Raw genomic sequence first — 12,889 nt, 5'->3', positions numbered from 1 at the left:
ACAGAATCTGTCAGGTATCGACGTCTGGCTGACTGATCTCGCAAGCATTGTCACCCTCCGGGTGCGGCGACGGCTGACTCGTGCATGTCGGTGACGAGCACCCCCGCTCGGCGCCGCAATCGCGACACGGCAGCGAGAATTCGATCCGAAGACGACACGCAAGCGCAGCCGCCTCGGCGCACTCGACACGTTCGCCGACCAGGTCACGCGGGGAACGCGAGCAGGTGGCCAACCGTTCCTGCGCGCGTTCCCAGACCCGCTCGAGTTCGGCGACCAACAGCTGCGCCTGTGTTCGGGCGATTCGCCTGTGCCGGGCCCGGTTTCCGCCCGGAATCAGCTCCCATGGACGATCTTCCATCCGGACCTCACTCAGGCATGCGGCCACCCGGTGGACACGACGTAGGCGACCCGGCTGGCGGGCTGGTCACCAGGTCTCGCGTCCTCCGGGTGCCACCGCGAGCGGCACGCTTCATCATCATGACGAGGACATGTCGGATTCGGTCACTCGGGATCGGGCCATCGGTCGACCGCACGTCTGCCAGCGCTACTTGGCCAGGACTCCGCCGTCGACCGGAAGGATGACACCGGTGACGAAGGCGGCGTCATCGGAGCCGAGAAACGCCACCGCGGCAGCAACATCTGCAGGAACACCAATTGGAAGCGGGTGGAGGTCCTCCAACTTCTTCAGCGCCTCGAGGTCATCCCACAATGCCCGGTTGATGGCGGTCGGAAAGTACCCGGGCGCCACGGCGTTGACGTTGATCAGATCGGGTGCAGCCTCGATTGCCAGGGCACGAGTCAGATTGTGGACCGCACCCTTGGCGGCCGAATAGCTGGCCACGTCGGCCTGCCCGATATCACCCGCGATGGATCCGATGTTGACGATCCGTCCGCGGGCGCGACCCGAAGACGCCTGTCCCTTCATCACGCGCAACGCCGACTTGCAGCCGTTCCACGTTCCGGTGAGGTTGATGTCCACAGTTCGGGTGAACTGCTCGTGGGACTCCTCGACAGCTGATGCACTGCCCAGGAATGCGCCCGCGTTGTTGACCCAGACATCGATGCTGCCGAAGACCTCTACCGCCTGGTCCGCCACCGCGTCCAACGCGTTGGGGTCTGTGATGTCGGCCTGGACGTAGAGTGCGCGGCCGCCGTTCTTCTCGATGAGGTCATCGGTATCGACCTCGAGGTCATCTTCGAAACCATTCGGCAGCGCATTCTTGCGCAGGTCGACGCACACTATGCTGGCGCCTTCGCCGGCGAGTCGCAACGCGATCGCGCGTCCGTGGCCCGAGCTCGAACCTGTTACCACCGCCACCTTGTTCAGGTATCGCGCGACCGGCGTCGCCCATCCGGTACTCGTCTGTGTCACAGCGCTGTTCCAATCTCTGAGTAAGTATTGCCCGCAGGCACGGTCACCACCGACCTCATGACTCGACGCTCACCCGTGTCCGCAACTCGCCGACCCCATCAATCGAGACCGTGACGACGTCACCGTCCTTGAGGAACACCTTGGGGTCCATGCGGAACCCAACCCCGCCGGGTGTTCCGGTGAGGATGACGTCCCCGGGCGTCAACTCGGTGACCTCGGAAATCAGCGAGATGAGTCGGGCGACCGAGAAGATGAGGTACGAGAGGTTCGAGTCTTGCACGGTGTCGCCGTTCAGGACGGTTCTGATGCCGGCATTCGCGACATCCACTTCGTCCGGCGTGACCAGATACGGGCCGAGAGGTGTCGTCCGATCCCAGATCTTCCCGGCCATGAACTGGTGGGTCTTGTACTGGTAGTCACGCATCGTGATGTCGTTGGCCACTGTGTATCCGAGGACGTGGTCCAGGGCATCCTCCTCGGCGATCCGGCGCCCCCCACGCCCGATGACGACGGCGAGCTCACCCTCCCAGTCCACCTGCTTCGATTCCGGCGGCAACACGAGGGCATCACCGGCGCCGATCAGGCCAGACGCGTACTTGGGGAACAGCACGGGGTACTCGGGTAGATCACGGCCGGTCTCGGTGATGTGCGACATGTAGTTCAGTCCGACGCACACGATCTTGCGGGGGTCCACCACGACCGGGAGAAGTGTCACATCAGCCGTATCGACGGCGTCGGCGGTCTTGCGGGGCGCGTCGCGGAGCACGTCGGGGGTGGTGGTCAGACCAATGGCCGAAACGCCGCCGAGCGGGATGAGTGACGTCCCGCGGACCTCACCCACGTGGTCGACGCCGTCGTATTGGTAGCTTGCGTATTTCATTGCGCGGCCTCTCCGATATGGCGCCAGGTCGGCAGCTGCCCGCCCCACAGGTTCACCGTCGACGGTTGCGGTGTCCACTGGCGCGCAACATATTCGGCGCGATCATCGTGGAACTTCTCCATCTCAGCAGAGAGTTCGACATGATTGCCGGCGGGGTCTTCGAAGAAGACGAAAAGGTTGTTGCCCGGGCCATGGCGTCCCGGTCCCCATGAGACGGGAACCTCGAGATCGGTCAATCGGTCGCACCACGCCTTGAAGTCTTCCCACTCGGCGAGGTCATACGAGTAGTGGTCGATGTTGCCTGCCCGCCCGACATCGACCACGGCGAGCGAATGATGGTCCCGGTCGCTGCGGAGCCACGCGAACTTGCCGTCCACGAGCTGATCGGTGATCCGGAATCCGATGACGTCGGTGAAGAACTGGGCCATCGCCGGAACGTCGGCGGAACCGATGGTGATGTGTTGATACTTGACCGGCCGGGCCTTGGTGCTTCCGGCGGCTTCGCCTTGCCTCCAGACGGCGCTGTGGAACTGCACAGTATTGCCGTCGGGGTCACGGGTGCTGATGATCTCGACGTCACCCATCGCGCTGTCGACGAACGAGGCGTCGCCGTCCTCGACCCCAATGCCCGACTCCTGCAGTCGTTTTCTGATGCTCGCCAGGCCGTCGGTGTCTCTCACTTCGAAGGCATAGTGCGCCAGGGCGCGCTCGCCCGGCCGGAGGTCGAGCACATGATGGCCCAGTCCCCACCCCATTCGCAGCACCCCGCCTGCCAACTCCTCGTGGACGACGAGTCCGAGCACTCGGGAATAGAACTCGGCTGCGCCTTTGACATCGGGCACCTGCAGCCCGATATGTGACACGGCCGTGTGACGAAGGACGCCGGCGACATCGCCATCCTCCTGCAACATCAACCTTGCTGGCCTCATGGGACCCACCTTCTGATTCTGACGCCGCGACTGCGGCGGATTACCGTATTACGATCCTACGCAGAATCCGGTCCTGCTATCAAGGACTTTCGTCCTGTCGGGTGAAACTTCGTGCCACGAAGGGCGCCGACCCCCGTCTGAACACCTGCGCCGCAGAACACCGCCCTCACTGAGCGGTCAGCGCAACCAGTTCGGAGATCCGGTCCGCCGCGTCGCGCACCTGCCTGACCACTTCCGGGATGCGGGCCTCTGGGATTCGGCTTCTGACTGCCACGACGCTGATACCCGCGACAACACGCTCGCGATCATCGCGAATCGGGGCCGCGACACCGATCGCATCCGCGTCCAATTCGCCGCGCCCCACCACGTACCCGACCGACCGTATCTCGGCAAGGCGCTCCACCAGTGCACTTTCGCTGGTAATCGTCGCGTTCGTGTATTGCTGCAGACGCGACTCCGTGAGCAGTTCACTCACCACGTCGGCATCCTCCCAGGCCAGCACCACCAACGCGGAGGCGCCCGCGTTCAGGGGAAGCGCACTCCCCCGTTCGTAGCTGAGACGGACTCGATGCTCGAAAGGCTCTTCCTTCTCCAGGCACACCGCGCGGGCACCGGAGCGACGGGTCAGGAGAGCCGTCTCGTCCGTCGCTCGTGACAATTCCCGCATCACAGGCAACGCCACCTGCGAGAGCCCGTACGATGCCCTGGCAAGCCGGGACAGTTCCAGCACCTTCAAACCGAGCCGGTAACCACCAGCGGGATCCTCTTCGAGATAGTGCGCCGCGGTGAGGGATTGCAGATACCGGTAGGCGGTGGACTTTGCTACCGAAAGTTCCTCTGCCACCTGCGATCCCGAGATATTCAAGCGGCCGGGGGCGAACAACCCCAGAATGTCCAAAGCCCTGTCGGCCGTACTGTTGCGCTCGCGGTACACGCTGGAGCGGACTGGCCGCCCGTCAGTCATGATCTGCGGAACTGGGGAAACAGTGCATCAGCATTGTCGCGGTAGATGCGCTGACGCAGTTCGTCACTGAGCGCCGGGGTTCGGGCCAGCTCCGCCTGCAGGTTCACCGCAGACTCCGCCGGAGTGAACGGATAGTCACTGCCGTAGTGGAGATTCGAGGGGGCCGCGACCATGAGCAGGCCGGCCAGAAGCTCGTCCACCGGCGCGCCGGCGAGATCGTAATGCAGCCGCTTGAGCGCCTCGCGGACGCTCGGGGGCGCCGGCGACCCCTCTGCGGCCAAGAGAGGCAACAGCAATTCGACCCTGTTCGCCACGATCGGCAGCGCGCCGCCCCCATGCGGCACGATCACCTTGAGATCCGGATGCCGGTCGAGAACGCCGGACAGAATCATGTTGATGACCGACCGAGTGGTCTCAAACAGAAACTCCATCATCGGCCGGGGGCAGCCGAGAGCCAGGTGCTCACCGTGATACGGCGTCGTCGGGTGAAGGAAGACCACCTTGTCACGATTCGCGACCTCGGCATAGATGGGCGCCAGACGATCGTCGCCGAGATACATCCCGTTGTGATGACTCAGGAGCACAATCCCATCCGCGTCCAGATCATCGAGCGCATATCGCAGTTCGCTGATCGACGGCCCGATGTCGGGTAGCGGTAGCGAGGCGAAGAAGCCGAATCGACCGGGATGCGCGCTCCGCAGCCGAGCCGCGTCCTCGTTCACCATCCGCGCGAGCTCCGCGGCCTCGCCCGGGTTCCCGAAATGCACCCCAGGTGTCGAGATCGACAGCATGGCGGTGTCCACACCCAGTCGGTCCATCGCATCGATGGCCTGGCGTTCACTCCACCCCGGAATGGCACGTCCACCGTCAGGGTGCTGATGGCCGTTGGCCTCCATGGCGTCCCGATAGAAGTCCGGAACGTAGTGGGCATGAACGTCTATCCGCCCTGTCCCACCGTCACTTTGGTTCATCGATCACTCTCCACTCGAGTATCGCCGTCACTCGCTGCGACGACAGGAAGGTCGTACGGCGCCGCCACAATTCAGGAATCAGCACCTGCTTTGTAGGACCGTATTATGGTACTATCACAATCGTCGCCCGTAGCGCACTGCCGATCCAAAGGAAGCCAACAACCATGCCGGACAACCGCGTGACAGCCCGAGCCGCCATCGCCACAGGCGATGCCGACCAGCCATTCGAGATCGATGAGATCGAACTCGACGACATCCGCCCCGACGAACTGCTGGTGCGGATGGTGGCCACCGGGATCTGCCACGCCGACATCAGCGCGGCGACCGGGGTGATCCCTTTCGACCTGCCGGGCGTGCTCGGACACGAAGGGGTTGGGGTTGTCGAGGCGGTCGGCGCCAAGGTGGACACCGCCAACGTCGGCGACAAGGTACTGTTGTCCTTCACGTCGTGTGGCCGATGCCGCCACTGCCGGTCCGGCCACCCTGCCTACTGCGAGTCGCATCTTCGACTGAACCTCCTCGGCGGACGGCGGGATGACGGCTCGGCCACGGTTCGCTACAAGGGCGCCGACATCAGCGCCCACTTCTTCGGACAGTCCTCATTCGGTGAACGTGCAGTGGTTGACGAGAAGAGTGTCTATGTCCTACCTCCGAACACCACGGAGGAAGAAATGGCGATCTTGGCGCCCCTCGGCTGCGGAATGCTCACCGGCGCCGGTGCGGTACTCAATGTTCTGCGACCGAATCACGGCAGCACCATTGCAATCGCGGGAGCAGGAGCAGTGGGAATGGCGGCCATCATGGCCATGAAGTTCACTCCCGCAGCGCAGGTGATTGCCATCGACATCATCGACTCTCGGCTTGAACTCGCACGTGATCTCGGTGCGACCGCGACGATCAACGCAGCGAAGGAAGATGTGCAGCAGCGCCTGCTCGAACTCACCGACGGGGAGGGAATCACTCACGGACTGGAGACGAGCGGCAACGTCACGGCGCTGCAAGCACTGGTCGAGTCCTTGGCCGTCGCGGGTGAACTCGCGCTGATCGGCGCACCTCCGGCTGGATCTCGAGGATCATTTGAGGTCCAGAAACATCTTCCGGGCAAAGTGATTCGCGGAATTACGATGGGCGATGCGGAGCCCCAATCGTTCATAGCGACACTCATCGACGCATACCGCAAGGGACTCTTCCCGATGGATCGGCTACAGCGCCACTACAAGTTCGACGACATCCGTACCGCAATCGCCGATGCCAAATCCGGTGTCGCCATCAAACCCGTCCTCGTCTACTAGCAGCCACTCTCGAGGCAACCGGTGGTCATTGATGTCGGGGAGTCAACGCGCAGACAGACACAACCCTGGAGGAAGCAAATGACAGACAGTCTCGCCCTGCTCATCGACGGAAAACTCGTGGAGGCAGCCGACAACGCGACGTATGAATCGACTTCCCCGGTCACCGGCGAAGTACTCGCAACCGTCGCCTCGGCAGGCTCGGAGGATGTGTCGCGCGCTGTGTCAGCGGCGCGGCGCGCCTTCGAATCGTGGCACCGCGCGTCGTATCTCGAACGCCGCCGCGTCCTGCTGGCCGCAGCGGACTACCTCGAGCAGAAGGCAGCGACCAGCCAGGCCATCATGGCACTCGAGGTCGGCCTGCCGGCACCATTGACCGCGTTGAACATTCAGGAGGGCGCGGCCACCCTCCGTGAGGCTGCCGGACTGACCAGCGCTCCGCTCGGCGAGATCTTGCCGTCGTACGACCCGCAGACGAGCAACCTGAACATGCGAGTTCCCGCCGGCGTAGTGCTTGCCATCGTGCCCTGGAACGCACCGGTGATCCTTGCCGCACGGTCAACTGCGATCGCTCTCGCCGTCGGAAACTCCGTCATCGTCAAGCCGAGCGAGGAGTCGCCGAACAGCGCAGGTCATCTCCTGGCCGAGGCGCTGAGTCACGCTGGTGCACCAGACGGCCTGATCAACGTCCTCAGCACGGCGCCCGAACGAGGACCGCAGGTCATCGAAGAACTGCTGAGTCACCCGTATGTCCGACGTGTCGTGTTCATCGGCTCCACGCGCACCGGCCGCAAGATCGCCGCACTCGCCGGCGAACACCTGGTGCCTGCGGTGATGGAACTCGGGGGCAAGAACTCGACCATCGTCTTGGATGATGCAGATCTTGACGCTGCGTCGGACATGTTGGTACACGCCGCGTTCACCTACGGCGGTCAGGTGTGTATGGCCACCGATCGGATCATCGCGACGGATCGGATTTTCGATGATCTCACCGAACGCGTGTTGGCGAAGACGAGCGCGTTGAGAGTCGGGGATCCGCGCGATCCTGCCAACGACTACGGGCCGTTGATCAATCAGCGTGCGGCGGAAGGCTTTCGCACGCTGGTCTCCGACGCCGTCAACAGTGGCGCTCGTATCTTGCACGGTTCGGGGGAAACCGACGGCCTCTACGCGGAACCGGTCGTTCTCACGGATCTTCCGACGACCGCCCGAGCTTTCTACGAGGAGGCGTTCTCCCCGGTGGTCTCGCTGCAGCGCGCGTCCGATGAAGCCGACGCCATCCGCCAGGCAAACGACACCGAGCTCGGTCTGATGGCCAGCGTCATCTCCGGAGACGACGGTCACGCGCTCAGCGTCGCCAACCGGATTCATTCCGGTGCGATCCACGTGAACTCGTCCTCGATCGGCGACGAACCGCATGTCCCCTTCGGTGGCATCGGCGCCTCCGGTTTCGGTCGTCTGGGCGGGCTCGAATCGGTTCGCACCTTCACCGAGCAGCGCACAATCTATCTGCACGGCAACCAGCTGGCCGTCCCAGTCGTCAAAGAATGACACCACGGGATCACTCACTGACACCGGGTCGCCGTCGCTTTCAGGGCAAAACTGCCCTGATCATCGGCGGCACCGGTGTGATGGGCAGCACGTTCTGTCGCGCTCTCGCCGCCGAGGGGGCCGATCTCGTCATCGGCGCCCGCAACTCGTACCGACTACGAACATTGGCCGACGAACTCCGCGACGAGTACGGCATCCGAGTGGCTGCCGTCAGCGCAGATCTGTCACGACCCGAAGAAGCTGAGCGACTTGCCGATCAGGCCTGGCAGGCGCTCGGAAAGCTGGACGTCGTCGTGTGCAGCGCCTTTCCGGGCAACGCAGCGGCCGCTTCCGGCGACATCCTGTCGACTCCAGACGACGTGTGGCAAGCGTTCTACGAGGTGATCGTCTGGGGACCACTGCGGGTGATGCGCAAGCTCGCCCCGCTGATGAAGTCTGCCGGCGGTGGGTCGTTCATCAGCCTCATCTCCAGCACAGGACTCGCCCCCATTCCGGGGCATGACGCCTATGGTCTGGCGAAGGGGACCCTACTGCTGTTGACGCAGTACATGGCGAAAGAGTGGGGCCCGTTCAATATCAGGGCCAACAGCATCAATCCCGGCGTCATCGCCACCGACGAGGACCATGACTCGATGGCGGAATACGCCAGACAGTCCGGCATCCTGCAGCGCACCTCACTCAACAGGCTGGGCAGGATGGACGAGGTCGTCGGGGCCATGTTGTAGCTGGCGTCCGACGAAGCGAGTTTCACTTCCGGCCAGCTCATCAGCGTCGACGGTGGGCGATTCTGACACGTCCCTCCCTGGTCGTATCCGCAGTGTGACGGGCGACCGACGGGTTAATCACTGGTCGATACCAACGAAGTTCCCTGCCCGAGCGACGTTTACGGTCAACGATTTTCGTCGAGCATGCCACAGGGGCCCATCGCCGCAGGCGATGGGCCCCTGTGAGTTACAGGTGTGCCGACTGAGATCTACTTGATCGGAAGGTCGCGCTGGCCGCTCTGCACGTTGATCCAGATCAGGTCGGTGAAGTCGTCGACACAGTAGGGTCCGGTTCGGCCCCAACCACTGTCGCGCACGCCACCGATCGGGGCCTGGATCTCGTCATCGACGGTGGGGATGTTGACGTGAACCGCACCGGTCTTGATCTTGCCGGCAAGCTCGAAGCCGCGATAGGTATCACCGCTCAGGATCGAGGACGTCAGTCCGTACATCGAGCTGTTCGCGATGTCGAGGGCCTCCTCGGCGCTGTCCACCGGCTGAACAATCGTCACCGGTCCGAACGTCTCCTCGCACGACGCCACCGCATCATCAGACACGTCGGTGAGAATGGTCGGCGCGTAGACCTGTCCCTCATAGGTGCCACCGGTCACCAGCGTGGCGCCCTTCTCGAGGGCATCCTGCACTCGTGCGTGAACCAGTTTCACTGCGTCCCTCGTGATCAGCGGGCCGACGATGGTGTCGGGTGCCTCCGGGTCACCTTGCGGAAGCTCCTTGGTCTTGGCAGTGAGCTTGGCGAGGAATTCGTCGTAGATGCTGCGATGAACCAAGATCTTGCGAGCGTTCATACAGATCTGGCCTTGATGGAAGAACGCGCTGAAGGCCGCGACCCGCACCGCATAGTCCATGTCCACGTCCTCGAGGATGATCATCGGGTTGTATCCGCCGAGCTCCATGACCGAACGCTTGAGGACACGGCCGGCCCGCTCGGCCAACATACGGGCAGTCTGCACACTCCCGATGAAGTTGATGCATCGGACATCCGGGTTCTCGAAGAACTCATCGGCAATGGGCGCCGCCTTGCCCGGAGCATGGGTGACGATATTGATCACACCGGGCGGGAAACCCGCCTCTATCGCGACCTGGGCCACCATCAGACCCGCGGAGATCGGTGCGAGTTCCGACGGTTTCACCACGACAGTGTTACCCGCGGCAATCGGCGCGAGCACGGCCCGCCACGACAGGATGTTGGCGCCGTTCCACGGTGTGAAACTCGCGACCACTCCAAGTGGTTTGCGCACGGCGGTGGAGTACGTGCCCGGCACATCCGACTGCAGGATGTCGCCCTTGGGCTGATACACCCAGTTGGCGGCCTGCCGCAGCGTCTGAATAACCAAGTCCTGCTGGAAGTTGGCGAAGAAGAGCGTGCATCCGGTCTCCTTGGCCAGGGTGAGGGCGAACTCGGCTCGACGGGCGTCGACGATGTCAGCAGCCTTCAGGAACAGGTCGACCTTCTTCATCGGCGCGAGCTCCGACCACGCCGGGAACGCGTTCTGCGCAGCCGCGATTGCGCGCCGTGCATCGTCACGGTCGCAGTCCGCCACCATGGCGTACAACTCGCCTGTGTACGGCTCGTAGTCGTCGAAGTGCGTTCCGGCACCCGCCGGACTCCACTCACCGTTCACAAAATGGTCGAACGTTGGAACGTTCTGTCTGACAATGGTACTGGTCATGCTATTTCCTCCGAGGGCTGTGTTGACGCGCAACGTGGTCCGACCAGTTGCACACTTTTGGGGACTCTTTCGATCGCTTATCAGATGGAGCCGCTCAGGGCGGTACTCACTAGACCGGAGCCTGCCAGGCGATACCCTCTGCTTCCGCCTCGGCGATCTCGCTCTCCGAGTAGCCGGCCCAGGCCATCAACTCTCGCGTGTGGGCCCCACGCTCGGGCGCCAAACGATGGGGCGGCAGCTTCACATCGCCAATGCGCACCAACAGGTCGATCAGACGGATGGTCCCTTGTGGGGCGTTGACCGCCGCCGCACGACGGAGCTCGACATTTTCCGGGTCGGTCAGGAACGCATAGCCGTTGTACGGGACGGGTTCGACTGCGGGAACGCCTTCGGACTTCAGTTTCTCCAACGCCTGCGCAGTTGTCATCGAACCGAACAACAGGGTCAGCTGATCCGCCAGATCCTCTGCCTCGTCCTCATCCCACCGGGCTCCCGGCGAGTCGGTCGGCCGTGCGCCGGAGGCCATGCTGATGCCGGTGGCGCGTTCGAGGGCAGCAACCTCCTCGTCGGTTTCGGCCACCACGACGATCCACCCGTCCTCGGTCTCGAAAAGCCGGTTGGTGGGACCGAATCCGAGCTGAAGCGTGTCGAGGCGACCCGCACCGATCGGTTCCTTGTCGGCCTTTCTGCGCACGATGTGCGAAGTGTGTGCCAATCCGACGTTGAGCTGCGGCACCTCGGCGACCTGTCCCTGTCCGGTGCGCTGCTGATGCACCACTCCGAGCAGGATGCCGACTGCGCCGAGCAAACCCGCCCCCGGATCCTCGTTGCCGGGTACATAGATCGGATCGTTGAATCTTCCGGCCACTTCAAAGGTCTGGCCTGCGTAGCCCGATTGCATCGGCGCGAAACTCTGCCGGTTCTTGTCCGGGCCGGTCGAACCCCACCCCATCGCTTGCTGGTAGACGACCTCGGGGTTGAGCTTGCGAACCTGCTCGACGCCGAATCCGATGCGTTCGGCGGCACCCGGCCGCATGTTGTGGTGAACGACATCGGCCCACTCGGAGAGTCGATCGCGCAGTCGCTCCGACTTCGGGTTCTTGAGGTCGAACGCAACCGAACGCTTGCCGGCCTGACAGTTGTGGAAGATGCGAATCTGCCCGCGCAGTGGATCACCAAATGTCGTCTCGAGTTTGATGACATCCGCACCGAGATCGGCCAGGACGCGCGACGCCCACGGTCCGGCGTAGTAAGAACCGACGTCGAGGATTTTCAACCCTTCGAGTGGCGGTACGGCCGTGTCATTCTGTTTGATCTGAGCGGGCTCCTTGGCCGAGGCCGAAGCGAGTTCGGCACGAATCTGCGCGGAGTGTTCACCGACGGTCGGCGCCGGACGCCGGACTGTCCCCGGAGTCTTCTCCAGCTTGATCGCCGGACCGACCTGTTCGATCTCGCCGAACTGCGGGTCGTCAACGGTCACGATGAGCTCGTTGTGCACCACCTGAGGCGCGTCGTAGGCCTCCGTGGGACGGAAGTGCTCGACAGCGCAAACGTCGATCTCCTTGAAGATCTCCAACCATTCGTCGCGCGTCTTCGAGGCGATGATGTCGGGCACCTCGGCGTCGATGATCCGCTGCTCTTCCTCGGTCAGCAGGATTCCCATGTCGAGACCGGCCGGGTCGATGCCGATCCGGTCCTCGAGACCGAGCTGGCGGATCATCCGACCCCACGCGCCGAGCGCGCCGGTGTGAGTGCTGAGGTACTCACCGTCCTTGCAGATGAACGGGCGGACGATTTGACGAATCTTGCCGCGGCCGGTATGCCACGACGCAGACTCGTCGCCGATCATTCCCCACAGCATCATGAGGTAGGCCAAAGCGCCGTCGTACAGCGAGGTCTCGACGTATCGGCCGACGCCGTCGATGTGGCGCCTATACAGGGCCGACAGGATGGCGATGTCGATCAGATAGCCCGCCCCCTGACTGGCGAACGGCTGCGCCTCATAGATCGGCCCGTCCCGATAGCCGTCCTGCTCCCCCATCGTGCCGACGATGGCATGCACGATGGCGTCGTGTGCAGCCAGATCGGAGTGGCTGCCCTCTTGTCCGAATGCCGTGATCGCCGCACAGATCAGACTCGGGTGGGCCTCATGTAGCTCCGCGAAGTCGTAGCCGAGGCGTTCAGGCACTCCCGGCGCCCAGCTGTGCACGAAGACGTCGGCGCCGGCGAGCAGGTCGTCCAGCACCGCACGATCGTCTGCCTTCTTGAGATCGAGCTCGATGCTGCGGGTGCCGCGCCGCAGCACTGAGTGTGCCACCGGCTCGATGGACCGGTACGGGTCGCCACCGGGACGCTCGACCCGGATGACGTCGGCGCCGTAGTCGGCCAACAGGCCGGTCGCGAAACCGCCGGCCAACCCCTCCGATACATCGACGACTGTCAGCCAATCAAGTGGTCCGGACATTGGATTCTCCTTTG

The 12,889-nt window shown here is 63.5% G+C and carries 10 protein-coding genes; 3 read left to right on the top strand and 7 right to left on the bottom strand.

Annotated elements, in window-relative coordinates; genetic code table 11:
* Nucleotides 1-544: 544 nt before the first annotated feature.
* The 5 genes from NWF22_RS15230 to NWF22_RS15210 all read right to left on the bottom strand — a co-directional run bounded on the left by NWF22_RS15230 (nucleotide 545) and on the right by NWF22_RS15210 (nucleotide 5,116).
* Nucleotides 545-1,372, bottom strand: coding sequence for an SDR family NAD(P)-dependent oxidoreductase (locus NWF22_RS15230; RefSeq protein ID WP_160903554.1), 828 nt, complete (start codon nucleotides 1,370-1,372; stop codon nucleotides 545-547).
* A 55-nt stretch (nucleotides 1,373-1,427) separates the two neighbouring features.
* Nucleotides 1,428-2,252, bottom strand: a complete 825-nt coding sequence (locus NWF22_RS15225) for a fumarylacetoacetate hydrolase family protein (RefSeq protein ID WP_160903555.1) — start codon at nucleotides 2,250-2,252, stop codon at nucleotides 1,428-1,430.
* Complete coding sequence (locus NWF22_RS15220; RefSeq protein ID WP_233751587.1) at nucleotides 2,249-3,181, bottom strand: VOC family protein; 933 nt, start codon at nucleotides 3,179-3,181, stop codon at nucleotides 2,249-2,251. The genes NWF22_RS15225 and NWF22_RS15220 overlap by 4 nt, the downstream gene beginning before the upstream one ends.
* A 166-nt stretch (nucleotides 3,182-3,347) precedes the next feature.
* Complete coding sequence (locus NWF22_RS15215) at nucleotides 3,348-4,115, bottom strand: IclR family transcriptional regulator (protein WP_258321163.1); 768 nt, start codon at nucleotides 4,113-4,115, stop codon at nucleotides 3,348-3,350.
* A gap of 26 nt (nucleotides 4,116-4,141) precedes the next feature.
* Nucleotides 4,142-5,116: an amidohydrolase family protein gene (locus NWF22_RS15210; protein WP_160903557.1), complete on the bottom strand. Its 975-nt coding sequence runs from the start codon at nucleotides 5,114-5,116 to the stop codon at nucleotides 4,142-4,144.
* Nucleotides 5,117-5,280: 164 nt separating this feature from the next.
* Between NWF22_RS15210 and NWF22_RS15205 the strand changes: the two genes are divergently transcribed.
* The 3 genes from NWF22_RS15205 (at nucleotide 5,281) to NWF22_RS15195 (ending at nucleotide 8,681) form a co-directional block, all read left to right on the top strand.
* Nucleotides 5,281-6,408 carry an NAD(P)-dependent alcohol dehydrogenase gene (locus tag NWF22_RS15205; RefSeq protein ID WP_160903558.1) on the top strand — a complete coding sequence of 376 codons (1,128 nt, stop codon included), beginning with the start codon at nucleotides 5,281-5,283 and terminating at the stop codon, nucleotides 6,406-6,408.
* 78 nt (nucleotides 6,409-6,486) lie between these two features.
* Nucleotides 6,487-7,956: an aldehyde dehydrogenase family protein gene (locus NWF22_RS15200; RefSeq protein ID WP_160903559.1), complete on the top strand. Its 1,470-nt coding sequence runs from the start codon at nucleotides 6,487-6,489 to the stop codon at nucleotides 7,954-7,956.
* On the top strand, nucleotides 7,953-8,681 hold the full coding sequence (locus NWF22_RS15195) for an SDR family NAD(P)-dependent oxidoreductase (RefSeq protein WP_160903560.1): 729 nt from the start codon (nucleotides 7,953-7,955) through the stop codon (nucleotides 8,679-8,681). Before NWF22_RS15200 ends, NWF22_RS15195 begins: the two co-directional genes overlap by 4 nt.
* Before the next feature lie 248 nt (nucleotides 8,682-8,929).
* Here the strand turns inward: NWF22_RS15195 and NWF22_RS15190 are convergent, their stop codons facing one another.
* Both NWF22_RS15190 and NWF22_RS15185 read right to left on the bottom strand, forming a co-directional pair.
* Nucleotides 8,930-10,444: an aldehyde dehydrogenase family protein gene (locus NWF22_RS15190; protein WP_258321162.1), complete on the bottom strand. Its 1,515-nt coding sequence runs from the start codon at nucleotides 10,442-10,444 to the stop codon at nucleotides 8,930-8,932.
* A gap of 76 nt (nucleotides 10,445-10,520) precedes the next feature.
* Nucleotides 10,521-12,875, bottom strand: a complete 2,355-nt coding sequence (locus NWF22_RS15185) for a CaiB/BaiF CoA-transferase family protein (protein WP_160903562.1) — start codon at nucleotides 12,873-12,875, stop codon at nucleotides 10,521-10,523.
* Nucleotides 12,876-12,889: the final 14 nt, after the last annotated feature.

Source organism: Gordonia mangrovi, assembly GCF_024734075.1.
In the GTDB taxonomy this organism is placed as follows: Bacteria; Actinomycetota; Actinomycetes; order Mycobacteriales; family Mycobacteriaceae; genus Gordonia; species Gordonia mangrovi.
The sequence above is the reverse complement of the archived record's forward strand: the minus strand, read 5'-3'. Positions and strand labels throughout refer to the sequence as shown.

What these genes read in the sequence shown, in the direction of transcription:
- NWF22_RS15220 (WP_233751587.1), bottom strand. Translation starts at nt 3,181, where the DNA reads ATGAGGCCAGCAAGGTTGATGTTGCAGGAGGATGGCGATGTCGCCGGC.
- NWF22_RS15210 (WP_160903557.1), bottom strand. Translation starts at nt 5,116, where the DNA reads ATGAACCAAAGTGACGGTGGGACAGGGCGGATAGACGTTCATGCCCAC.
- NWF22_RS15200 (WP_160903559.1), top strand. Translation starts at nt 6,487, where the DNA reads ATGACAGACAGTCTCGCCCTGCTCATCGACGGAAAACTCGTGGAGGCA.
- NWF22_RS15185 (WP_160903562.1), bottom strand. Translation starts at nt 12,875, where the DNA reads ATGTCCGGACCACTTGATTGGCTGACAGTCGTCGATGTATCGGAGGGG.
- NWF22_RS15225 (WP_160903555.1), bottom strand. Translation starts at nt 2,252, where the DNA reads ATGAAATACGCAAGCTACCAATACGACGGCGTCGACCACGTGGGTGAG.
- NWF22_RS15205 (WP_160903558.1), top strand. Translation starts at nt 5,281, where the DNA reads ATGCCGGACAACCGCGTGACAGCCCGAGCCGCCATCGCCACAGGCGAT.
- NWF22_RS15195 (WP_160903560.1), top strand. Translation starts at nt 7,953, where the DNA reads ATGACACCACGGGATCACTCACTGACACCGGGTCGCCGTCGCTTTCAG.